This is a genomic window from Xanthomonas hortorum, assembly GCF_024339125.1.
In the GTDB taxonomy this organism is placed as follows: Bacteria; Pseudomonadota; Gammaproteobacteria; order Xanthomonadales; family Xanthomonadaceae; genus Xanthomonas; species Xanthomonas hortorum.
In genome coordinates this window covers 931,704-953,843 of the sequence record NZ_CP101417.1, presented here as the reverse complement: position 1 = coordinate 953,843, position 22,140 = coordinate 931,704, and the positions used below count along the sequence as shown (strand labels likewise).

The following is a 22,140-nucleotide window of genomic DNA, read 5'->3' as shown; positions in this document are numbered from 1 at the left end:
AAGCACCGCGCCCGCAGCTGCGCGCATTGGCTATCATTGTGCAGATGCGCTCCGACTACATCCTTACCCTGTCCTGTCCCGACCGTACCGGCATCGTCTATCGCGTGACCGGGCTGCTGTTCGATCTGGCCTGCAATATTCTCGACGCACAGCAGTTCGGCGACGACGAAAGCGGCCGCTTCTTTCTGCGCGTGCACTTCAACAAGCCGCAGGCCACCGAGATCGCCGGTCTGGAGCGGCGCTTTGCGCTGCTGGCCGACGAATTCCAGATGCAGTGGCAATTGCACGACGCGCGCCGTCGTGCGCGCTTGCTGGTGCTGGTGAGCAAGCAGGGGCATTGCCTCAACGATCTGCTGTTCCGCATGCATAGCCGGCAACTGCCGGTGGACATCGCCGCGGTGGTCTCCAACCACGCCGACTTCGCGCCGCTGGCGGCCTCCTACGGCATTGCCTTCCATCATCTGCCGGTGAGTGCAGACACGCGCGCTGCACAGGAAGCGCAGCTGCTCGCACTGGTCGAGACCTTGCAGATCGATCTGGTGGTGTTGGCGCGCTACATGCAGATTCTTTCGCCGGAACTATGCCGCGCATTGGCCGGGCGCGCGATCAATATCCATCACAGTTTTCTGCCCAGCTTCAAGGGTGCGCAGCCGTACCACCAGGCGCACGCACGCGGGGTCAAGATCATCGGCGCCACCGCGCATTACGTCACCGAAGACCTGGACGAAGGCCCGATCATCGAACAGGACGTCGCCCGCGTGGACCACGCGATGACGCCGCGCGATCTGGTGCGGCTGGGCAGCGATACCGAATCGCTGGTGCTGGCGCGTGCGGTGCGCCGCCATGTCGAACATCGCGTGGTGCTCAATGGCCATCGCACGGTGGTGTTTCGCTAGCGGTTGACGCATCTCATCCCATCGGCCAGGGACGGTTGCAGCAAGCGTGGTGGAGCAGTGGTCATGCCACGTCCCAACCAGCGAGCGCCGGCTTGGCGACCCCGTTGCCGTTTCTGTTCGCCGCTCCTATTGGAATTGTTTGCATGTCGCTTGCACCTGCCTCCAGCGCTCGCGCGCAACAACACGCCACGCGCGCAGCGTTCTTCATTCCCGGCTTTGCTGCGGCCATCTGGGCGGTGCTGGTGCCGTTCGCCAAGGCCAGGACCGGCGTGGACGATGGTGCGCTCGGGTTGATCCTGCTGTGCCTGGGCGCAGGCTCGTTTCTGGCGATGCCGCTGGCCGGCGCCCTGTCGGCGCGCTTCGGCTTTCGCACGGTGATGGCGGTGACGACTGCATTGATCTGCATCAGCCTGCCGTTTCTGGCCGTTGTCGCCAACCCGTGGATGCTGGGTGCGGTGCTGTTCGTGTTCGGCGCCGGCGTGGGCGCGATGGATTGCGCGATGAACATGCAGGCGGTGGTGGTCGAACGCGACGCCAAGCGCGCGATGATGTCCGGATTCCATGCGTTTTTCAGCATCGGCGGCTTTGTCGGTGCCGGTGCGATGACGCTGCTGTTGTCGGCGCACATTGGTCCGCTGAGCGCTGCGATCGCCGGTGTGATTGCCATGCTGCTTGTCGGTGCACTGTCCGTTCGGCATTGGCGTGCCGAGCGCATTTCACAGCAGGGGCCGTTGCTCGCGCTGCCCAAGGGCATCGTGCTGTTTATCGGCATTCTGGCGTTTGTGGTGTTTCTGGCCGAGGGCACCATTCTGGACTGGAGCTCGGTGTTCCTGGCCGATGTGCACCAGGTCAACCCGAGCACCGCCGGGCTGGGCTATGTGGCGTTTGCGTTGACCATGACGGTGACCCGTCTGTTGGGCGACTCGGTGGTGGAGCGGCTGGGGCGCATCCGCTCGATCGTGCTTGGCGCGCTGCTGGCCAGCGCGGGTTTTCTGGTGCTCACGCTGGTGAGCCCGTGGCAGGCCTCGTTGGCCGGTTACGTGTTGGTGGGGCTGGGGTGCGCCAATATCGTGCCGGCGTTGTTCTCGCTGGCCGGCAACCAGACGCGCATGCCGGAGAGCATCGCCATCACTGCAGTCACGACATTGGGTTACGCCGGCATTCTGGCCGGGCCGGCATTGATCGGGTTCGCCGCCCACGGCATCGGCCTGGTCGGTGCCTTGATCGGCGTTGCGGTGTTGATGGTGGGCGTGGCGATTTCCACGCGGTGGTTGAAGGTGTGAGTGGTGGGTGTCACCCGCCTATCGTTGATGGGTGATCGGTAAAGCGTCGCGCGCGGGCGCGCTCCTACCAAGAGCGGGGCAGGGACTACGCCTCGGTGGGTAAATATTCGAAGCGATAGCCCACGCCGTACACCGAGCGCACCCACTCTTCGCCGCCCACATCGGCCAGTTTGCGGCGCAGATTCTTGATGTGGCTGTCCACGGTGCGGTCGGTGACGATGCGGTGGTCCACATACACGCGGTCCATCAGCTGTTCGCGCGAATACACACGGCCCGGCGATGCGGAGAGCGTACGCAGCAGGCGGAATTCGACCTGGGTGAGATCCAGATCGCGTCCGGCCACGCTGGCGCGGCAGGCGGCGTCATCGATGACCAGGCCGTGCGTCGGCTCGCTGTTGGGATCATGCCGGTGCCGGCGCAGCACCGCGCGTACGCGCGCGATCACCTCGCGCGGGCTGAAGGGTTTGCAGATGTAATCGTCGGCGCCGATCTCCAAGCCGAGCAGGCGGTCGATCTCTTCGGCGCGCGCAGTCACCATGATCACCGGTACCGCGCTGAGGCTGCGCAGTTCGCGGCAGATGTCCAGACCATCGCGATTTGGCAGCATCAGATCGAGCAACAGCAGATCCGGCGCCTGCGCGCGAAATGCTGCGATCGCCTGCGCGCCATCGGCCACCCAATGATGCGAATAGCCGGCCGCGTGCAGATACTCGCCCAGCACGGCGGCCAGTCGCGGTTCGTCTTCGACGATGAGCACATGTGCGGCCGGTGCGGTCTGGGTGTCCATTACGCCTCCAATGCCGGCAGCCGCAGCGTCACGCGCAGGCCGCCCAACGGCGAAGCGGTCGCGTGGATCTCGCCCTCGTGCGCGCCGACGATATTGCGGCAGATCGCCAGGCCCAGCCCGCTGCCACCGCTGGCGCGATTGCGCGAGCCTTCCACGCGATAAAAGCGCTCGAACAGGCGATCCAGCTTGTTTGCCGGCACACCGGGCGCGCTGTCTTCCACCACGATTTCCACTGCATGCCCGCGTCGTGCGCAGTGCACAACGAGTTGGCCGCCGGCATCGGTATAGCGCAACGAATTTTCCAGCAGATTGGAGAGCAACTGCTGCAGGCGGCGCTCATCGCCGTTGACATGCAGCGGCGCATCGATGCCGTCGGCGCGTAGCGTGAGCCCGGCTGCAGCGATGCGCATCTGCATGCCGGCCAGTGTGGACTGCAACACCACACTCAGATCGATCGGCGCGCGCCGATACGCCAACGCCCCCACATCTGTCAGCGACAGGTCGTAGAGATCTTCGATCAGCTTGCCGAGTTGGCCGACCTCCTGATGCAGCGAGGTCAGCGACTCACGCGTCATCGGCCGGATACCGTCCTGCAGCGCTTCCAGTTCGGCGCGCAGTACCGCCAGTGGCGTGCGCAGTTCGTGCGAGACATCGGCCATGAAATCGCGGCGTGCGCGTTCGTTGTTGTCCAGTGCCTGTGCCAGTTGGTTGAAGTCGCGCGCGAGCTGGTCGAGTTCATCGCGCATGCCCGCGTGCAATCGCGTGCCGTAGTCGCCGGCGGCCAGGCGATGGGTTGCCACTGTCAAGCCACGCAGGCGGCGCAGCAAGGTGCGCGACAACAACCAGCCAAACAGCGCAGCGACACCGATCGATGCCGCGCCCACTGTCCACCACACACGTTGCTGGGCTTGAAAGAAGCGTGCGTCGTTGGCGGTCAGCACCCTCTCGAACGGCAGCATGCCCATCCAGCCCACCGTCTGCCCGCGCACCACGACCGGGCGCAGCGTGTCGGTGCGGCTGACATCGGGGTTGCCGATGATCACGCGGTAATCGCGATCCAGCAGCGCGAAGCGAAACACCGCGCCGGTCTGGTCGGAGATCGGCGGTGCGCGCGGTGGCAGATTTTGCGCCAGCTCCGGGCGCATCAGCACGAACCAGGCATCGGGATTGTCGCGGATGAAGTTCCAGTCGCCATGCTTGGCGTAATCGGCCTGCACGCGCGGCAACACTTCCATCATCCGCTCGATGCCTTGCTCGCTGAGATAGTCGAGAAATTGCTTTCTGAGCAACAGCTGCCCGGCCAGACCATTGATCAGCAGCACTGCGATGCACGCGCTCAGGATGGCGAGAAAGAGTTTGGCGGTGATTCCGAGTTTCATCGACGTTGGGAAAACCTTGTTGCGAATGAGGTCACGCACGTGCGCTTGCTGTCATGACTGCCTGCATTGAATGGCGACTGCAGCGGCGTCGACTGCAGACGCCACGTGCGCCGCCTGTCTTGCACACCCGTATTGGGACTTCATTAAACCCCGAAAGCAAGCGCCTGCTGTCTGTCAACGCAAATCTTCAAATTTGCTCCATATTCGCAGCGTAGCGTGCGCATCCTCCGATCATTCCCGAGTGCGCCGCATGCGTTCCGTCGCTTCTTCCCGTTCTGCCATGGTGCCGCGCCAATGGCTGCTGGCCGCCATGATCACCGTCGCGCTGGCGGCCTGTTCGCCTGCACGAGCGCCGCAGCAGCGGCAAATGGAAGTGGGCGTGCAACGCGTGGACGTGCAGCGCCTGGCGCTGGACCAGACGCTGCCCGGTCGCACCGTGGCCTATCAAAGCGCGCAGGTGCGCCCGCAGGTGGGCGGCATCCTGCGCAAGCGGCTGTTTACCGAAGGCGAGCAGGTGCAGGCCGGCCAGGTGCTGTACCAGATCGAGCCGGCCACGTTCCAGGCCGCGTATGCCTCCGCGCAGGGCGAGCTGGCGCAGGCGCAAGCGGCAGTGCTCTCGGCCAAGCCCAAGGCGCAGCGGTATCAGACGCTGGTCAAGCTGGATGCTGTGAGCCAGCAGGATGGCGATGACGCCATCGCCACGTTGCGTCAGAACGAGGCCGCGGTGACCGCCGCAAAGGCCGCGTTACAGACCGCAAAACTCAATCTGGATTTCACCCGCATCACCGCGCCGATCAGCGGCCGTATCGGCACCTCGAGCTTTACCCCGGGCGCACTGGTCACTGCCGACCAGACCGATGTGCTGACCACCATCAACCAGCTCGACCCGATCTATGTGGATGTCAGCCAATCCAGCGCGCAGCTGCTGCAGTTGCGCCGCAAGCTCGACGCCGGCCAGGTCAAGGCGGTGGACGGCAAGGCGGAGGTCAAGCTGCTGCTGGAAGACGGCAGCGCTTACGCGCGTACCGGCACGCTGGAAGTGGTGGACACCGCGGTGGATGCCACCACCGGCACGGTGAAACTGCGTGCGGTGATTCCGAATCCGGACCATCTGCTGTTGCCCGGCATGTACGTCAAGGCGGTGCTGTCGATGGCCGTCAACGAGCAGGCGATCCTGGTGCCACAGCAGGCCGTCACCCGCAACAGCAAGGGCGAGGCGGTGGCGATGGTGGTCGGTGCCGACGGCAAGGTGGCGCAGCGCGTGCTCAAGACAGGCGATGCAGTGGGCGATCGCTGGGTGGTCAGCGAAGGATTGTCTGCGGGCGAGAGCGTGATCGTGCAGGGCCTGCAGAAAATCCAGGTCGGCATGCCGGTGAAGACGCGCGAAGTAAAGGCCGCTGCGGCCAGGCCAGTTGCAGCGGCGCCGGTTGCACCCACAGCAGTGACGCCGAGTGCACCCGCCGCAGCTACGCCCGATGCCAAGCCAACGCCCGCAGCGCCGGCCAGCGCCACGCCCAAGGCCGACTGAGGAACTCTTATGGCTCGTTTCTTTATCGACCGCCCCATCTTCGCGTGGGTCATCGCCATCGTCATCACGCTGGCCGGCGCCATCTCGATCTTCTCGCTGCCGCTGGAGCAATACCCGGACATCGCACCGCCCTCGGTGACGGTCAGCGCCACCTATACCGGCGCTTCTGCAGAGACCGTGCAGAACTCCGTCACGCAGATCCTCGAGCAGCAGATGACCGGCCTGGACAATCTGCTCTACATGTCCTCCAGCAGCAGCTCGGCCGGCACCGCGCAACTCACGCTCACCTTCGACTCCGGCACCGACCCGGATACCGCGCAGGTGCAGGTGCAGAACAAGGTATCGCAAGGCGAGGCGTTGCTGCCTGACGAGGTCAAGACCAACGGCATCACCGTGACCAAATCGGCCAGCGGCAGCATGTTCATGGTGCTGGCCTTCACCTCCGAAGACGGCAGCATGGACAGCACCGACATCGGCGACTACATGGTGTCCACGTTGCAGGACCCGATCAGCCGCCTCAATGGCATCGGCAGCGTCAACGTGTTCGGCGCCGAATACGCGATGCGCGTATGGCTGGATCCGGAAAAACTGCACACCTACGCGTTGATGCCCTCCGATGTCAGTACAGCGATCGCCGCGCAGAACGCCGATGTGTCCTCCGGCGCCTTGGGCGCATTGCCGGCACTGCAGGGCCAGCAGTTGAATGCCACGGTGACCTCGCGCAGCAAGCTGCGCACGCCGGCGCAGTTCGAGAACATCGTGCTCAAGTCCGATGCCAGCGGCGCCACCGTGTACCTGCGCGATGTCGCGCGGGTGGAGCTGGGTTCGGAATCCTACGGTTCCAGTTCCAAATTCAACGGCAAGGCCGCCTCGGGCATGGGCCTGCAGCTGGCGACCGGCGCCAATGCGCTGGACGCCGCTAAACTGGTGGAGGCCAAGCTCGACGCGCTCAAGCCGTACTTCCCGGCCGGGCTGAAATACGAGGTCGCCTACGACACCACACCGTTCGTGCGTATCTCCATCGAGGAAGTGGTCAAGACCCTGATCGAAGCGATCGTGCTGGTGGTCGTGGTGATGTATCTGTTCCTGCAGAACTGGCGTGCCACGCTGGTGCCGGTGATCGCGGTGCCGGTGGTGTTGATGGGCACCTTTGGCGTGTTGTCGCTGCTGGGTTTTTCGATCAACACGCTGACCATGTTCGCGATGGTGCTGGCGATCGGCTTGTTGGTCGACGATGCCATCGTGGTGGTGGAAAACGTCGAGCGGTTGATGGCCGAACAAGGCATGTCGCCGCGCGAGGCCACGCATACCTCGATGGGCCAGATCACCGGCGCGCTGGTCGGCATCGCGCTGGTGCTCACCGCGGTCTTCCTGCCGATGGCCTTCTTCGGCGGTGCCACTGGCGAGATCTATCGGCAGTTCTCGGTGACGATTGCCGCAGCGATGATCCTGTCGCTGGTGGTCGCACTGACCTTGAGCCCTGCGCTATGCGCCACCTTGCTCAAGCCCATCGACAAGGGCGGCCATGTCTCGCGCAAGGGCGTGCTGGGCAGGTTCTTCACCTGGTTCAACACACGCTTCGATCGCGGCACCGAGAGTTACGGGCGCGGTGTGGAGCGCATCGTCAGCCATCGCAAGCTCGGCTCGCTGATCTATGTGGTGCTGCTGGTGGTGCTGGGCGTATTGTTCTGGCGTTTGCCCAGCGCGTTCCTGCCCGAAGAAGACCAGGGCATGCTGATGGTGATGTTCAGCGCACCGGCCGGCGCCACGCAGCAACGCACCCAGCAGTCGATCGACCAGGCCACCCAGTTCATCCTCAAGCAACCGGAAGTGCAGGGCATCATGACCATCTCCGGCTTCAGTCTGGCCGGTAGCAGCCAGAACTCGGGCATGGGCTTTATCCGTCTGAAGGACTGGGCCGACCGCGACGGCTCGGTGCAGGAAGTGGCGCAACGCATCACCGGCGCGATGATGATGACGCTGCCCGACGCGCAGGTGTTTGCGTTGACGCCACCGGCCATCAACGGCTTGGGCACCAGCTCCGGTTTCACTCTGCAGCTGCAGGATGCCGCCGGCAACGGCCACGAGGCCTTGGTGGAAGCACGCAAGCAATTGCTGCAGCTGGCCAACGGCAATCAGAGCCTGAGTGCGGTGCGCTTCAACGGGCTGGACGATGCGCCTACCTACCGCGTGCAGATCGACGATGCCAAGGCCGGTGCGTTGGGCGTGGCCGCCGCCGACATCAACACCACCTTGTCCACGGTGATGGGCGGGCGTTACGTCAACGACTTCCTCAACAACAACCGGGTCAAGCGTGTGTACGTGCAGGGCGAAGCAGCCGCACGCATGTTGCCCAGCGATATCGACCGCTGGTACGTGCGCAACAGCGATGCCGCGATGGTGCCGTTCTCGGCCTTCGCCAGCAGTGCGTGGGCCTACGCACCGCAGGTGCTGACGCGCTTCAACGGCAGCGAATCGATGGAAATCACCGGCAGCGCCGCACCGGGCATCAGCTCGGGCGATGCGATGACCGCGGTGGCCGGCGAAGTCGATGGCATGGGCAAGGGCGTGGGTTACGCCTGGTCGGGCATGTCGTATCAGGAACAGGCCGCCGGCACCCAGACCTGGATGTTGTATGCGGTGTCGCTGGTGTTCGTGTTCCTGTGTCTGGCGGCGCTGTACGAGAGCTGGTCGATTCCGATCTCGGTGATGCTGGCGGTGCCGGTAGGCATTGTCGGCGCGTTGCTGGCGACCTGGATGCGCGATCTGTCCAACGACATCTACTTCCAGGTGGGCCTGCTGGCGACGATGGGGCTGGCCGCCAAGAACGGCATCCTGATCGTGGAATTTGCAAAAGAACTGGAAGAAAAAGGCCAGCCGTTGATCGAAGCCACCTTGCATGCCGCCCGCATGCGTTTGCGCCCGATCCTGATGACCTCGCTGGCCTTCATGCTCGGCGTGCTGCCGATGGTGATCAGCAGCGGCGCAGGCTCCGGTGGGCGTCATTCGCTGGGCACCGGCGTGCTCGGCGGCACCCTGGCCTCCACGTTGCTGGGCATCTTCTTCGTGCCGCTGTTCTACGTGATGGTGCGCAGCCTGTTTCCGGGTAAAGCCGCCGATCACTCCACCGTCGTCCGTACGTCCGAGGTGACCCCGTGAAGCGCAACCTGTCCGTAAGTCTGGCGGTGGCCTGTGCCATCGCATTGAGTGGCTGCGTCAGCATGGCGCCGCGTTATGCACGCCCGGATGCGCCGGTGCCAAGCGTTGTCGGCGACACCGGTAGCGCGGATAGCACTACGTCCAATGCAGCTGCGCTGGATTGGCGGCAAGTGCTGGTCGACCCACGCCTGCAGCAAGTGGTCGCACTGGCGCTGGACAACAATCGCGATCTGCGCGTGGCGGTGCTCAACATCGAACAGGCGCGTGCGCAGTACCGCATTCAACGTGCGGACCTGTTCCCGGCGGTGGATATCACCGTCTCGCACAGTGCGCAACGTGCTGCGGCAGCGACCAGTTTCACCGGTGCGCCGCAGATCATCCGCAGCGCCACCGGGCAAGTGGGCATCACCAGTTGGGAGCTGGATCTGTTCGGGCGCATCCGCAGCCTCAAGAACGAGGCGCTGGAAACCTATCTCGCCAGCGAGCAGACCCAACGCAGCACGCGCCTGAGCCTGGTGGCCGAAGTGGCCAGCGGCTGGCTTACCGTGGCTGCCGATCAGCAGCGGCTGGCGCTTGCGCAGCAAACGCTGGAGAGCCAACGCAAGACGCTACGCCTGACCGAGTTGCAACACGATAACGGCATCGTCTCCGGGTTGGATCTGGCCCAGATCCAGACCAGTGTGGAAAGTGCGCGTGCCGATGTGGCCAGTTTCACCACCCAGCTGGCGCAGTCACGCAATGCCCTGAATCTGGTCGCCGGCACACAGGTGCCAGCGGCGTTGCTCCCGGCTGCCGATGCGATCGATACCGGTGTGGCATTGGCACCGCTACCGGCCCAGCTGGAATCGCGCGTGCTGCTGCAGCGCCCGGACGTGTTGTCGGCCGAGCACACCTTGAAGGCCGCCAATGCCGACATCGGCGCCGCGCGTGCCGCGTTCTTCCCCACCATCTCGCTCACTGGCAACGTCGGGCGCGGCAGCGATGCCTTGTCCAGCCTGTTCGAGGGCGACCACACCTGGTCGTTCTCGCCCAGCGTCAGCGTGCCGATCTTCCGTGCCGGCGCCTTGAAGGCCGAACTGGACGTGGCCAAGCTGCAGAAAGACATCACCATCGCGCAGTACGAACTGGCGATCCAGACTGCCTTCAGCGAAGTGGCCGATGCACTAGCTGAACGCACACAGCTGGACGAGCGCATGGCCGCGCAGCACGCCCTGGTCGATGCCGCACAACGCGGCTTCACCCTCTCGGATGCGCGCTACCGCAATGGCGTGGACAGTTATCTGGTGGCGCTGGACGCACAACGCACGCTCTATAGCGCGCAGCAGACCTTGATCAGCTTGCGACTGACCGAGGCGAGCAATCGGGTGAGCCTGTACAAGGTACTCGGTGGCGGCGCCGATGCGCAGTCGCAATCGTTGGCGCAACAGTAGCCATGCATGAATGCGCGAGCGTCGGTGAGTCGAGGGCGCGGTGCCCTCACCGCTTGCGGGACACGCCGCAAGTACGTCCATGTAGGCTCGGTGGCGGCATCCATGCCGCCACACGGTCCCGCAATCGGTGAGGACACCGCACCAGAGAGTGAATCGGTTGCTTTGAGAAGAGCTACGCACACCGACCATCTTGACTAGTCCTTGCCCGCCCACCGTCGCGGGACCTTACGCGGCATGGATGCCGCGTAAGAGCCTACATGGACGTACTTGCGGCGTGTCCCGCGCCGGTGGGCGGGCAAGGGCCCTGCAGCAAACCCGCAGATCAACCGCTCTAAAAGCCGACGCACCCACACCGTTCAATCAACTCTCAAGCCAACCAAGATCCGTGAACGTATAAGTTGTGTTGGCCGCGCTTAGGCGAGCAAGAACTAACTGCATGCAACACGCAAAGAGCGGCTATCAAAACTACTGCGCACCTACCTGACGACTACTCGCTACGTTTTGTTAATCGCTCTAAGTGTTCCCACGCGTACTGCGATGGCCGACGCAAACGCCGGCCATCGCATTGCACGTCGCTAAAAACGCATCACTTCGCAGCGTTGGCGTTCATCACCGCATTGCGGCTGGCATCCAGATACTGCGCCGGATCACGCATGCCGGTGGTATGGCATTGCCCCGTGGTGTGGCCGCGATTCACCCCGCCCGGCAGCTGCGCATTGACCTGCTCCACGGTGCCGTCTTCCGGATCATTCAACACCAGATCCGAGGCCGCGTTGCAGTAGTCGTTGGTGTACCAGTTGGTCTTGGCGAACGAGGTCGTGTAGTAGTTGACCTTGGCCCGCGCATCGGTCGGAATGCCGGCCAGCCACGCCTTTGCACCGTCGTAGGTCATGTCGGTATTGGTGCCGCAGCCCACCCCGAACCACGAACCCACCGCCGCCAGAATGCCCGACAGGTTGGTGCCCTGATACGGCGTGCCCACCGACTGCATCACCCGCCCACCGCTCGCGTTATCCAGCCCGCTCCAGTAGTAGGTATACAGATGCAGCGCGGCCATGCCGCCCTGGCTGTGCGCCACCGTGGCGAACGAAGACCACTGGCTGGCGAACTGCGCCAACCTTTGCGCGAACTGGTCGTTGCTGCGGTTCTGTTTGGCATCGATAAACGACGAAGCATTGGTGAATTGCGCCTGCGGCCACACGCCGTTGGAGCAATAGCCGTGCACCAGCACCAGTTGCGAGCCGGCGGCCTGCGGCTGCGCCATTGCACTGGCACTGGCCAACGCAGTCGGGCGCGGCCCCATACGCATGCTTTCGTCGATCGCACCGGCAGACCGCGCGATGCTGGCACGCCGTAACGCGGGCAGCTGCAACGGCAGCATGTCGGCCTGCACCAGCGGGATGTAATGGTCCGGATCTTCGATACGCAGCCCACGCACGCTAAACGGCGCACGTGCACCGGCACGCGCAATCCAGCGCTCGTCCAGGCTCAGCGGCAACTGGCCTTGTTGCGGCGTCAGCATGCCGCCGATCCATGCTACCGGCACCTCCTTGCCTTTGGCATCGGTGCCCCAGACCTGGCCGAACACACGGTAGTGCGACGGCGCCCTGCCGCGCGCGGCGATAGGCAACGCAATGCTGAGCCGCGTGCCATCGGCAGCACGTGCGCTCAGTGCATTGCCGAGCAGACGCAACGAGGTGTCCAGCACCGGCAACACATGCTCGCTGGTGCGCACGAACGGCTGCCCGGCCTGGTCGTGACCACGCACGATCACCTGCGCGATCCAGGTGCCCTCGCTACTCGGTTGGAACGTACCGCCATACACGCCATCGCCGGCAGCACCATCGTCGTGTTGCCCGTCATCGGCCATCGGCAGCGTGCGGATGCCGCCTTGCGGATCGATCACACGCAGGCTGGCTGTCTCGATCTGCCCAGCCTGCGCGGCAAGCAAGGTCGCCCCGCGCGCATCGTTGCCGCTGAGCAATGCGTTGAGCGTCAACGATTGACCCACCTGCTGACGACGATTGCGCGGGTACGAAGCCAACTGCGTGCGTGCATCGCCTTCCATCAAGACATAGCCGCGTTGCGCCACCGGCGATGCCGATTGCAGGGTCAGCGACCATGCACCGTTCTGCGCGGATTCCACTGCGTAGCGCATGCCGCTGGTGCCACTCTCTGCGCTGCCCAGCAGTGTGCGTTGCGCCTGCAGTTGCGGTGCAACGGCAGCGGCACGCGCGCCGGCAACGCGTGGTGCAGTCACTGCCGCATCCCACGGCTGGTCGCCGGCCAACACCATGAAACGCATGTGGCCGTTTTCCACCGGCAAGGTGCCTTGCCAACGCGCGGAGTTACCCGCAGGCATCAACTCCACTGGCAGCAAGGCGCTCTTGGACAGGATGGCCGACTCTGCCGGATCGGGTGCGCGCATCTGCGCGAACTCCTCCGGTGGGCCAGCCAGTTGTTTGGGCTGCAGCTCCGCCGCCGCAAGCGGCAGGGACACGAGCGACAGGCTGCACAGTAACGACAATAGCGACGGCTTCGGCATGGCGACATCTCTCCTTGAACGTTGCGAAGCGATGCCGCTGCGCATGGCAACGACACCGGATGCAGCGCCCCCTCGCCGCGATTCGCCGATGGTTATACCGCGCGCTTGTGACAGGTCTGCTGTGCGCTGCAGCACCTCACGCGCAGCCAACAAATCCACAGAAATGAATAGTACGGACTGTGATCCAGGTCGTGGACATGTCGATTCCACGCACCGCAGTGCCGGATCACACGCACGGTTGGTGGTTGATGTTGAGCGTCGTACTCGGCGGGCATTCGTCCACCCAGACGATCATGCGAAAGCTATTGTGGCCTTCGCGATGCCGAGGTCGACAAGATGTGGGCCGCGCTGCGGGAGCGATACTGCTCTACCCACGCAACAGACTGCGCAATGCCGCCGAAGGGAAAGAAGTGCAGGCTGACGTCTCCATGCGCGTCAGTGAGGCCGGTGGCCAGGCGATCCACAAAACGATCCGGTCCCGCGCTACCGAACAGCTTGCCGATCGAGATGCCGTACTTGGACAGCATCGATGCGCATGCGCCCACACCGCAGCGTGCGGCATAGCGCGCGAGCACCGCGACGCCGGCAGGACCGGGAACGCCCACACGCACGGGATGTGCAATGCCACGCGCGCGCAGCGCTTCCAGCCACGTCAGCACGATGTCGGCATCGAACACGAATTGGGTGACGATCAGCGGCGCCATGCCGCGCTCGGCGATGCTGCGACACTTGCGTTCCAGCACATCCCATTGATCGGTTGCAGGCATGCTCGGATGTCCTTCCGGATGCCCCGCCACGCCGAGGGTGGTGATGCCCGAGCGCTCGAAAACACCTGTATCGATCAGCGACACGCTGTCCGAAAACGGCCCGATCGCAGAAGGCGCATCACCCGCGATCACCAGGCAGCGCTCAACGCCGGCTTCATTGACGGCACGCCCGACGAAGGCGTGCAACGCGTCGAGCGAGGCGATGCGGCGCGCGGAAAGGTGGGGCATGGGCGCGAAGCCGAGGGTGCGCACCCTCTGTGCTGCAGCCAGTCGCGCGTCGTCGTTCTGGCTGGGCAGGTAGGGGATGAAGATGGTTGAGCCACGCAAGATCCGCGGCGCCGCTGCGGTCAGCGCGGGCATGTCGTTTGCGCCGACCTCCAACGAATAGGCGTCGGCGAGGGTGCTGGCGAGGCTGGGCGGATCCGGAGACATCAAAGGGGTTGCCGTCCTCTGGTGGCGATTGGGTGGCTCCCGCACGTCAGCGCTGATCGAGCGGGAAGGCGGCCCGTGCAACACACGCGCCTGGCGATGCTGTCCATCAGTGGGCTCCCGGTGGAGTGGCGCTGCCATTGCCAGGCGCGCGCGCCAGTTCGATGAAGGCGCGCAGGTAGTCGATGGCGATATCCGCCTCGCGTGCCCCCAGGAAGATCTGCTTGGGGATGCCGCGCGCACCCAGCCGCACCGGCACCACGTCCATCCTGGAGGCATATTCCTCCACCAACCAGCGCGGCATGGCGGCCACGCCGCGGCCGCTGGCCACCATCTGCATCATGATGTCGGTGGTTTCGATGGCCTTGTGGCGCCTGGGCGTGACGCCGGCCGGCAGCAAGAACTGGCTGTAGATGTCCAGCCGCTCGAGGTCCACGGGATAGCTGATGAGCACCTCGCGTGTCAGCTGCTGCGGCTTGACGTAGGCAGCCGACGCCAGCGCATGGCCGCTGGCCACGACCAGCACCTGCTCGTAGTCGAACACCGGCTCGAACCGCAGCCCGGGCTTGTACAGCGGGTCGGGTGTGACCAGTAGATCGATCTCATAGCCGAACAGCGCGCCAATGCCGCCGAACTGGAACTTCTGCTTGACGTCCACATCCACATCCGGCCAGGTGGCCAGATAAGGCGCCACCAGCTTGAGCAGCCACTGGTAGCAGGGATGGCATTCCATACCGATGCGCAACGCACCGCGTTCGCCCTGCGCGAACTGCCCCAGGCGCTCTTCGGCAAGGTCCAGTTGCGGCAGCACCCGGTTGGCCACCGCCAGCAGATACTGGCCGGCCTGGGTCAGCCGCAGGCTGCGCCCCTCGCGCAGCCAGACGTCGGTGCCCAGCTGCTGCTCCAGCTTTTTCATGCTGTGGCTCAGCGCCGACTGGGTCAGGTTCAACACGCCGGCGGCGGCCGTCAGTGAGCCTTGCTGCTCGACCTGCTGGACGATGGTGAGGTGGATGCGCTCAAGCATTCAGATGATCCGAATTCATGGATTGTTGAAATAACACCATTTTACTTCATTGAATGCGAGCCCTAGCATCGGGGTTCGTCGTTCTAGGTCCACCTGCATGACTGTCAACGTGCCACACCCCCTCCGCGTCGTTGCGGTCTCCGGCGGGATGCAACGCCCCTCCAAGGCCGTCGCCCTGGCCGAGCATCTGCTGGCGCTGATCGCCGATGCAGTGCCGTGCGAGCAACATCTGGTCGAACTCGGGGCGTTGGCACCGCAGTTCGCTGGGGCGGTCTGGCGCTCGCAGTTGCCCGCAACGGTGGAGCAGGAACTGATCGCCGTGGAGCAGGCCGACGTGCTGGTGGTGACAACGCCGGTCTATCGCGGGTCCTTCACCGGGCTGTTCAAGCATTTCTTCGACTTCATCCATCAGGACGCCTTGATCGACACGCCTGTCCTGTTGGCTGCAACCGGCGGCAGCGACCGCCATGCGTTGGTGATTGACCACCAGCTGCGGCCGCTTTTCAGTTTCTTCCAGGCACGCACGTTGCCGCTGGGCGTCTACGCCACCGACCGGGATTTTCTGGACTACCGCGTGCACAACGAGGCCCTGGCAGAGCGCGCCAGGCTAGCGGTGCAGCGGGCATTGCCGCTGATCGCATTGACGCGGCAGCCAAGTTCCATCGCCGCAGAAAAAGTCGCAGCGGCTTGAGGGCCATCCCGCCCACGGTTGCCTGGCGGGCCACCACGCCGTCTTCGGCCACCGGATCCGTTGGCGATGGCCCGCCGATCCAGAGTTCCGGCTTCCATCCAGCAGGCATCAATAGCTTCGCTGAAAAGTGCGCTCGTATTTAATCTCGAAACAAGGCGTCAGCTTGCAATGACTCAGGAATTGACCTTCAGCATCAAAAGCCTTTGGTTCGATGAGGACTACCGTCCCGCGGCCAATACGCGCAACACGACCAACTTTGCCAACCTGGCCAGGGGGCAGCGTCGTCAGGAAAATCTGCGTAACACGCTGGCGATGATTAACAACCGTTTCAACGACCTGGCGCATTGGGATAATCCCACGCTTGACCGCTACGCGGTCGAACTCGAAATCATCTCTGTCGAGATGAAGATCGGTGGGAGCGAAGCAGGCGATGCATTTCCGTTGATCGAGATATTGAAACCCAGCATCCTCGATAAAACGACCGGCGCGCGCATCGACGGCATTGCAGGGAATAATTTTTCCTCCTATGTGCGCGACTACGATTTCAGCGTGCTGCTGCCAGCGCACAATCAGGACGCGTCCAACTTCAGCCTGCCGAATGATTTCGGCAGCCTGCATGGCAAGCTGTTCAAGCACTTCGTGCACTCGGACGCCTACAAGGCGCGGTTCACCAAGCCGCCGGTCATCTGCATCAGCGTCTCCAGCAGCAAGGTCTATCACCGCACCGGAAACCAGCACCCCATCCTGGGCATCGAATACCGGCAGGACGAAGGTTCATTGACGGATCGGTATTTCGAGAAGATGGGCCTGCAGGTGCGCTATTTCATGCCGCCCAACAGCGTCGCCCCGTTGGCGTTTTACTTTCTCGGCGACCTGCTGAACGACTACACCAATCTTGAGCTGATCGGCACCATCAGCACCATGGAGACGTTCCAGAAGATTTACCGGCCAGAGATCTACAACGCCAATTCTGCGGCGGGGGCCATCTACCAGCCGAGCCTGAAGCATCAGGATTACTCGTCTACCCAGATCGTCTACGACCGCGAAGAGCGCAGCCAGCTCGCGGTGACGCAGGGCAAATTCACGCAGGAGCACTTCATCAAGCCCTACGGGAACATTCTCGAGCAGTGGGCCTCCAGCCACGCTGTCTAATCAACACGAACGCAAGACATCACTCATCATGAATAAGCTGCTCCCCACCTCAACCGCCGGTAGCCTGCCCAAGCCGTCCTGGCTCGCGCAACCGGAGAAACTCTGGTCTCCCTGGAAGCTGCAGGACGAGGAACTGATCGAAGGCAAGCAGGACGCATTGCGCTTGTCGCTGCAGGAACAGCAGCACGCAGGCATCGATATCGTGAGCGACGGCGAGCAGACCCGCCAGCATTTCGTCACCACCTTCATCGAACATCTCAGCGGTGTGGATTTCGAAAAGCGCGAGACGGTCAGGATTCGCGATCGCTATGACGCCAGCGTCCCCACCGTTGTTGGCGCGGTGAGCCGCCCGAAGTCCGTCTTCGTCGACGATGCCAGGTTCCTGCGCCAGCAAACCCGGCAGCCGATCAAATGGGCGCTGCCCGGCCCCATGACGATGATCGATACCCTCTTTGATGCGCACTACAAAAGCCGTGAAAAGCTGGCATGGGAGTTTGCGAAGATTCTCAATCAGGAAGCCAGGGAGCTCGAAGCGGCCGGCGTGGACATCATCCAGTTCGATGAGCCGGCCTTCAATGTCTTCTTCGACGAGGTCAACGATTGGGGTGTTGCCACCCTTGAACGGGCCATCGAAGGCCTAAAGTGCGAGACCGCCGTCCATATCTGCTATGGCTACGGCATCAAGGCCAATACCGACTGGAAGCAGACGCTGGGGTCGGAGTGGCGTCAGTACGAAGAATCGTTCCCCAAGCTGCAGACATCCAATATCGACATCATCTCGCTGGAGTGCCACAACTCGCATGTGCCGATCGATCTGATCGAACTCGTTCGCGGCAAGAAGGTGATGGTCGGCGCCATCGACGTGGCAAGCAATACGATCGAAACACCGCAGGAGGTGGCCGATACGCTGCGCAAGGCGCTCCGGTTTGTCGATGCCGACAAGCTCTACCCGTCCACCAACTGCGGGATGGCGCCGCTCGCCCGCCACGTTGCACGAGGCAAGCTCACTGCCCTCAGTGCAGGCGCAGACATCATTCGTGCAGAACTGTCGGCGCGGTAGCGCGCTGATGCTTGCGTAGCTCATCGGCCGAAGGAATGCGGGCCGACGCGAACGCTATCCGACCGCTGCAACGGGCGACCGAGACCGGCGCCGCACTAACAAACAAGCCCCCGCATGCGGGGGCTTGTTTGTCTTCCATCTGGTTGCAGCGATCAATAATTGACCTGCAACTGCAGCCGCAGCAAGTCGCCTTCCACCACCGGATACGGCGCCGTGGTGACGTCGGTGCGCTTCATCTTCGAATACGCGAATACCAGTTCCAGCGCATCCATCGGTTGCCACTCGACACCGGCTTCCACTTCGTCCAGGCGCATGCGCGGCGCATTGGTGTCGAACTTGGAACCGCCGCGGTAGGTCTGCCACTTCAGGTACGGCAGCAGGGTGCCGTAATTGAAGTCGTGCTTGAACATCGCCTGCACATAACCGCCGCTCAGCGAACGGGTGCGGATGCGGCGCTGTGCGACATCCAGCTCCGGGCCGCGGCCCACCGTCCACTCGGCCTGCAGGCCGAACGGCTGCGGGTAGTAGATGATGTGGGCGGCCACGCGTTGGTCGGTATAGCCGTTCGGGTCAGTGATCGCCGGGGTGAAGCTGCGGCCACCGATATTCACCGCTGCAGCCGTCGGCACGAAACGGCCGCTGTAGGCATCGGCGCCCACTTCAAGATACTGGCCGTTGGCGAACTTGAACGGGTAGGTGGCGTGCACCACCGCATGCATGCCGTCGTTGCGTTCTGCGCGGTTGGCGCCCTGGCCGTTGTAGACGCCGGCGCCGATCACGCCGTAATCACCCGAGCCCTTCAGGCCCGACTTGACCAGATCCTGAAAGCGGCCCTTGGCCACGGTTGGGCTGTAATAGAACACCGCACCGATATCGCGTTCGTCACGCAGGCCGGAGTTGAGCGCGTCGGCACGATCCAGCGTGAGACGGTTCTGGCTGGACTGCAGGTTTTCCCAGCCGTACGGCATCTTCGACTGGCCCACACGCACGCGGTATTCGCGCTTCTTGTCGAAGTAGATATCGGCATACGCATCGCGCAGCTGCGCGAAGTTGGAGGTGGTCGAACCGGTGGGCGTGCTCGCAAAGTCCGGCTGGAAGTACAGCGACACGTGCTCGTTGAGATCGCCGCTCAGCACCAGACGCGCACGCCGAATGCCCAGGCTCTGGTCGTTGCCGATAAAGCGGTCGCCGGGCGCACGCAGATCCTGCGCGTCGCCACCGATGCCCTGGTTGTAGCGGATCTGGGTGTAGCCGCGCAGGCTCAGCTTGTCGTACCACTTCTTGCCAGCTTCGCCGGGCTTGGCCGGCGCTGCTGCCGGCACGGGTGCAGGTGCGGTCTGGGCGATGGCGGTGTCGGCGGCCACTGGCGCGGCAGGCGGTGGCGGCAATGCCGGTGCAGCCGGCAGTGCCGAGGCCGGCAGCTTGCCGTTCTCGTCCACCTGCACGAACTTGCCCAGCTTGTCGCGCCCCGGTGCCGGCTCGGCGAAGATCTGCTTGGTCTTGCGGTCGACGTACAGCTCCAGCTCGGCGGCCAGCGTACTGCCGCTGGCGGTCGCGCTGAGGGCGCACAGAACGGTGGCGAGATTGCGTTTTTTCATGGGTCCGGCTCGTGCAAGGGAAACGGGTCGGCGGCAGCGTCAGGCCTGCAGCTGCCCCCCAACCGGGGCGGCGAACATGGCGTCTGAGCGCCTGCCAGGCGCCCAGGTCGTCCTGACGTAGCGGCAATGGCAGCAGTTATATTTAGATTTGATGTCAGTTTGGTGACATCGACGGCGCGTGTGTACGCAAGCCTGTGTCAGTAGCGTGTCCGTCCGATGGCAGTTATGCGACGAATGCGAGGCGAGCCGGTCCGTGCAGGTGCTGGCTTACCGCTGTCGGGATCGCGTGCGGATCGGGCATCAGTTCGCATCTTGGATGCCTTGCGACTGGGGGCGCGCGTCTTGCACGGCGCCGGTACTGCTGCTTTCCACGCGGCAATGAAGTGAAGGCATGACAGAAGCACGACCCGAGAGGCGACCACGCAGCCTGCCCAGCGCGTTCGGTGCTCGGGTGTGCCTGGAACTGGATTGGGCTTGGAGCACACGGCCGCCGCAGTGCCTGCGCACTGACCGCATCTGCGCCGATCACCGCACGCAAGGTCCACGCGCCGCTTGCACGGCGCAACACCGACCGAAGCGGGCCTGTGCCCGGCTTCGGTCGATCACACCGGTCAGCCTGCCGAAGGCGCAGCCGCCAATGCCGCAGCCACCGCATCGTGCAGCGAGGTGGTCGGGCGGCCGATCAGCTCGCTCAAGGTGTGGCTGTCGTCGAACAGGCTGCCGTCGCGCGAAGACGCCGAGCACTGCGCCAGCATCTGGGCGAACGGAGCCGGCAAGCCGATCTGCACCAGCGCCGCCGCATAGTCGGCTTCGGGCAGATCGTGATAGGCCACCGGCTTGCCGGACTGCTGCGCCAGCTCGGCGGCATAGTCGGCCATGGTGAAGGCGGTATCGCCGGCCAGCTCGTAGACCTTCCCGGCCTGCGGTGTGTCGGCGGCCAGCACCGCTGCTGCGGCGGCGGCATAGTCGGCGCGCGTGGCCGCACTGATCCTGCCCTCGCCGGCGCTGCCGATCACCGCGCCATGCGCCACTTCGGCCGCGATCGAGCCGGTGCAGTTCTCGGTGTACCAGCCATTGCGTAGCAGCACATGCGGCACGCCGCTCTCGCGCAGCAGCGCTTCGGTGGCGACATGCTCGTCGGCCAGCGATAGCGTGCTGCTGTCGGCGTGCAGCACGCTCGTATAGGCCAGCAATTCCACGCCGGCACGTTTGGCCGCCTCGATCACGTTGCGGTGCTGCGGCACGCGTTCGCCCACCGCATTGGACGACACCAGCAGCACGCGGCCCACCCCGGCGAAGGCCTCATCCAGGCTCTGCGGGTCTGCATAGTCGGCGCGACGCACGCTGATGTCGCGTTTTGCGAACTTTGCGAGTGACGCAGTATCGCGGGCCGTTGCTACGATGCGTGCCGCTGGCACACGCTCTAGCAAGGCTTCGACGACCAACGCGCCCAACTGCCCGCTGGCGCCGGTGACGAGGATCAGGGGGGAAGTGTGTGCCATGGTGAACTCCAGTTGGTATTGATAAGAGGTGTGGTCTACTATCTAGACTCTAGGTCCGCGCACTCTTTATCAGGGCCGTTCGATCCTCCACAAGGAGGCAGTTTTCTTCCCCCTGGTTACCGTGAGATACCCCCGTGAACGCGATTGCTCTGTTTCCGCCACCGCCGTCCCTGCAAGGCATGCCCTTCGACGCCACCAAGTGCCCGGTGCGCGATGTGCTCGATCAGATCGGCGACAAATGGACCATGCTGATCCTGCTGACGTTGATCCCAGGCCCCTCCCGCTTCAGCGCCATCCAGCGCGCCGTGCCGGACATCTCCAAGCGGATGCTGACCCAGACCCTGCGCAACCTCGAGCGCAACGGCATGATCACCCGCAAGGTCTACGCCACCAAGCCGCCCAGCGTGGAATATGCATTGTCCAAGCTTGGCGTGGCGCTGCTCGGCCCGATCTCGCAGTTGCTCAACTGGGCAGGCGAAAACCATGCAGCCATTCGCTCCGCACGCGAACGCTTCGATCATGCCCAGCAGCCGGCGGTCGCGCTGGATGCCGACGAAGCGATGGCGTAAGCGCTGCATTGCAGTGCTGACAAGGGAACTGACGGCGCTGGCCTTGATTAGGTTGGCGCGTCGCTGCGTCGCTGCGTCGGTTGATCGTTGGCTTGCGCGCGTGCCAAACATGGATCGACTGTTGCCGCCTGGCACTCGCCAGCGGCTTGCGTCTCCGCAATGGACCCAGTGCAACGATGTGAGCGCATGCTCACAAAATCCCGCGCGGGATAAACGCCTGGTAGCGCAATCATGCCGGCTGCGGCGCGCAAACCCTTACGGCGTAAGCCCTATGCCGCGGCCTATCGCTGTCATCGCAAACTTCAATCGAAAGCCGGCTCAAGCGTAAGCGCTCGCACCCG

16 protein-coding genes are annotated in these 22,140 nt (G+C 63.9%); 9 read left to right on the top strand and 7 right to left on the bottom strand.

Annotated features, from left to right (window positions below; translation table 11 throughout):
• The first annotated feature begins 44 nt into the window (after positions 1-44).
• Complete coding sequence (gene purU, locus NMB96_RS03945; protein WP_176340245.1) at positions 45-896, top strand: formyltetrahydrofolate deformylase; 852 nt, start codon at positions 45-47, stop codon at positions 894-896.
• Positions 897-1,039: 143 nt separating this feature from the next.
• Positions 1,040-2,179: an MFS transporter gene (locus tag NMB96_RS03940; protein WP_255086294.1), complete on the top strand. Its 1,140-nt coding sequence runs from the start codon at positions 1,040-1,042 to the stop codon at positions 2,177-2,179.
• 85 nt (positions 2,180-2,264) lie between these two features.
• Here NMB96_RS03940 and NMB96_RS03935 read toward each other — a convergent pair whose 3' ends face one another.
• Together NMB96_RS03935 and baeS are read right to left on the bottom strand one after the other, a co-directional pair.
• Positions 2,265-2,966: a response regulator gene (locus tag NMB96_RS03935; RefSeq protein ID WP_255086292.1), complete on the bottom strand. Its 702-nt coding sequence runs from the start codon at positions 2,964-2,966 to the stop codon at positions 2,265-2,267.
• Entirely contained in the window at positions 2,966-4,345 is a 1,380-nt protein-coding gene (gene baeS, locus NMB96_RS03930) for a sensor histidine kinase efflux regulator BaeS (protein WP_255086291.1), read from the bottom strand. The genes NMB96_RS03935 and baeS overlap by 1 nt, the downstream gene beginning before the upstream one ends.
• 250 nt (positions 4,346-4,595) lie before the next feature.
• Between baeS and NMB96_RS03925 the strand changes: the two genes are divergently transcribed.
• From NMB96_RS03925 to NMB96_RS03915, 3 genes are read left to right on the top strand one after another with little or no spacing between them, the layout of a single operon-like run.
• Positions 4,596-5,873 (top strand): efflux RND transporter periplasmic adaptor subunit, encoded by a 1,278-nt coding sequence (locus tag NMB96_RS03925; RefSeq protein ID WP_303623039.1) that lies wholly within the window; start codon positions 4,596-4,598, stop codon positions 5,871-5,873.
• Positions 5,874-5,882: 9 nt separating this feature from the next.
• Positions 5,883-9,032 carry an efflux RND transporter permease subunit gene (locus tag NMB96_RS03920; protein WP_255086290.1) on the top strand — a complete coding sequence of 1,050 codons (3,150 nt, stop codon included), beginning with the start codon at positions 5,883-5,885 and terminating at the stop codon, positions 9,030-9,032.
• Positions 9,029-10,462, top strand: a complete 1,434-nt coding sequence (locus NMB96_RS03915; RefSeq protein WP_255086289.1) for an efflux transporter outer membrane subunit — start codon at positions 9,029-9,031, stop codon at positions 10,460-10,462. The genes NMB96_RS03920 and NMB96_RS03915 overlap by 4 nt, the downstream gene beginning before the upstream one ends.
• A 586-nt stretch (positions 10,463-11,048) precedes the next feature.
• Here the strand turns inward: NMB96_RS03915 and NMB96_RS03910 are convergent.
• The 3 genes from NMB96_RS03910 to NMB96_RS03900 form a co-directional block, all read right to left on the bottom strand.
• Complete coding sequence (locus NMB96_RS03910) at positions 11,049-13,007, bottom strand: choice-of-anchor X domain-containing protein (RefSeq protein WP_255086288.1); 1,959 nt, start codon at positions 13,005-13,007, stop codon at positions 11,049-11,051.
• Between the two features lie 302 nt (positions 13,008-13,309).
• A complete protein-coding gene (locus NMB96_RS03905; RefSeq protein ID WP_255086287.1) occupies positions 13,310-14,209 on the bottom strand; it encodes a methylenetetrahydrofolate reductase in 900 nt (299 codons plus the stop codon).
• Between the two features lie 103 nt (positions 14,210-14,312).
• The gene (locus NMB96_RS03900; protein WP_023903024.1) at positions 14,313-15,227 is read right to left on the bottom strand and encodes a LysR family transcriptional regulator; all 915 of its coding nucleotides are present in this window, start codon (positions 15,225-15,227) and stop codon (positions 14,313-14,315) included.
• A gap of 97 nt (positions 15,228-15,324) precedes the next feature.
• Between NMB96_RS03900 and msuE the strand changes: the two genes are divergently transcribed.
• The 3 genes from msuE (at position 15,325) to NMB96_RS03885 (ending at position 18,130) form a co-directional block, all read left to right on the top strand.
• Positions 15,325-15,918 (top strand): FMN reductase, encoded by a 594-nt coding sequence (gene msuE / locus NMB96_RS03895; protein ID WP_006452645.1) that lies wholly within the window; start codon positions 15,325-15,327, stop codon positions 15,916-15,918.
• 168 nt (positions 15,919-16,086) lie between these two features.
• Positions 16,087-17,070: a DUF1852 domain-containing protein gene (locus NMB96_RS03890; RefSeq protein WP_023903023.1), complete on the top strand. Its 984-nt coding sequence runs from the start codon at positions 16,087-16,089 to the stop codon at positions 17,068-17,070.
• A 28-nt stretch (positions 17,071-17,098) separates the two neighbouring features.
• Complete coding sequence (locus tag NMB96_RS03885; RefSeq protein ID WP_255086286.1) at positions 17,099-18,130, top strand: methionine synthase; 1,032 nt, start codon at positions 17,099-17,101, stop codon at positions 18,128-18,130.
• A gap of 152 nt (positions 18,131-18,282) precedes the next feature.
• On the opposite strand, the gene NMB96_RS03880 is transcribed toward NMB96_RS03885, so the two are convergent.
• Both NMB96_RS03880 and NMB96_RS03875 read right to left on the bottom strand, forming a co-directional pair.
• On the bottom strand, positions 18,283-19,728 hold the full coding sequence (locus tag NMB96_RS03880; protein WP_023903021.1) for an OprO/OprP family phosphate-selective porin: 1,446 nt from the start codon (positions 19,726-19,728) through the stop codon (positions 18,283-18,285).
• A 611-nt stretch (positions 19,729-20,339) separates the two neighbouring features.
• Positions 20,340-21,230 (bottom strand): SDR family oxidoreductase, encoded by an 891-nt coding sequence (locus NMB96_RS03875; protein ID WP_023903020.1) that lies wholly within the window; start codon positions 21,228-21,230, stop codon positions 20,340-20,342.
• A gap of 134 nt (positions 21,231-21,364) precedes the next feature.
• Here NMB96_RS03875 and NMB96_RS03870 point away from each other — a divergent pair, with 134 nt between their 5' ends.
• Complete coding sequence (locus tag NMB96_RS03870) at positions 21,365-21,799, top strand: winged helix-turn-helix transcriptional regulator (protein WP_039513244.1); 435 nt, start codon at positions 21,365-21,367, stop codon at positions 21,797-21,799.
• Positions 21,800-22,140 lie beyond the last annotated feature (341 nt).

Bases quoted from the DNA above. Each gene is read 5' to 3' on its own strand.
- purU (WP_176340245.1), top strand. From the start codon at position 45: ATGCGCTCCGACTACATCCTTACCCTGTCCTGTCCCGACCGTACCGGC.
- NMB96_RS03940 (WP_255086294.1), top strand. From the start codon at position 1,040: ATGTCGCTTGCACCTGCCTCCAGCGCTCGCGCGCAACAACACGCCACG.
- NMB96_RS03935 (WP_255086292.1), bottom strand. From the start codon at position 2,966: ATGGACACCCAGACCGCACCGGCCGCACATGTGCTCATCGTCGAAGAC.
- baeS (WP_255086291.1), bottom strand. From the start codon at position 4,345: ATGAAACTCGGAATCACCGCCAAACTCTTTCTCGCCATCCTGAGCGCG.
- NMB96_RS03925 (WP_303623039.1), top strand. From the start codon at position 4,596: ATGCGTTCCGTCGCTTCTTCCCGTTCTGCCATGGTGCCGCGCCAATGG.
- NMB96_RS03920 (WP_255086290.1), top strand. From the start codon at position 5,883: ATGGCTCGTTTCTTTATCGACCGCCCCATCTTCGCGTGGGTCATCGCC.
- NMB96_RS03910 (WP_255086288.1), bottom strand. From the start codon at position 13,007: ATGCCGAAGCCGTCGCTATTGTCGTTACTGTGCAGCCTGTCGCTCGTG.
- NMB96_RS03900 (WP_023903024.1), bottom strand. From the start codon at position 15,227: ATGCTTGAGCGCATCCACCTCACCATCGTCCAGCAGGTCGAGCAGCAA.
- msuE (WP_006452645.1), top strand. From the start codon at position 15,325: ATGACTGTCAACGTGCCACACCCCCTCCGCGTCGTTGCGGTCTCCGGC.
- NMB96_RS03890 (WP_023903023.1), top strand. From the start codon at position 16,087: ATGACTCAGGAATTGACCTTCAGCATCAAAAGCCTTTGGTTCGATGAG.
- NMB96_RS03885 (WP_255086286.1), top strand. From the start codon at position 17,099: ATGAATAAGCTGCTCCCCACCTCAACCGCCGGTAGCCTGCCCAAGCCG.
- NMB96_RS03880 (WP_023903021.1), bottom strand. From the start codon at position 19,728: ATGAAAAAACGCAATCTCGCCACCGTTCTGTGCGCCCTCAGCGCGACC.
- NMB96_RS03875 (WP_023903020.1), bottom strand. From the start codon at position 21,230: ATGGCACACACTTCCCCCCTGATCCTCGTCACCGGCGCCAGCGGGCAG.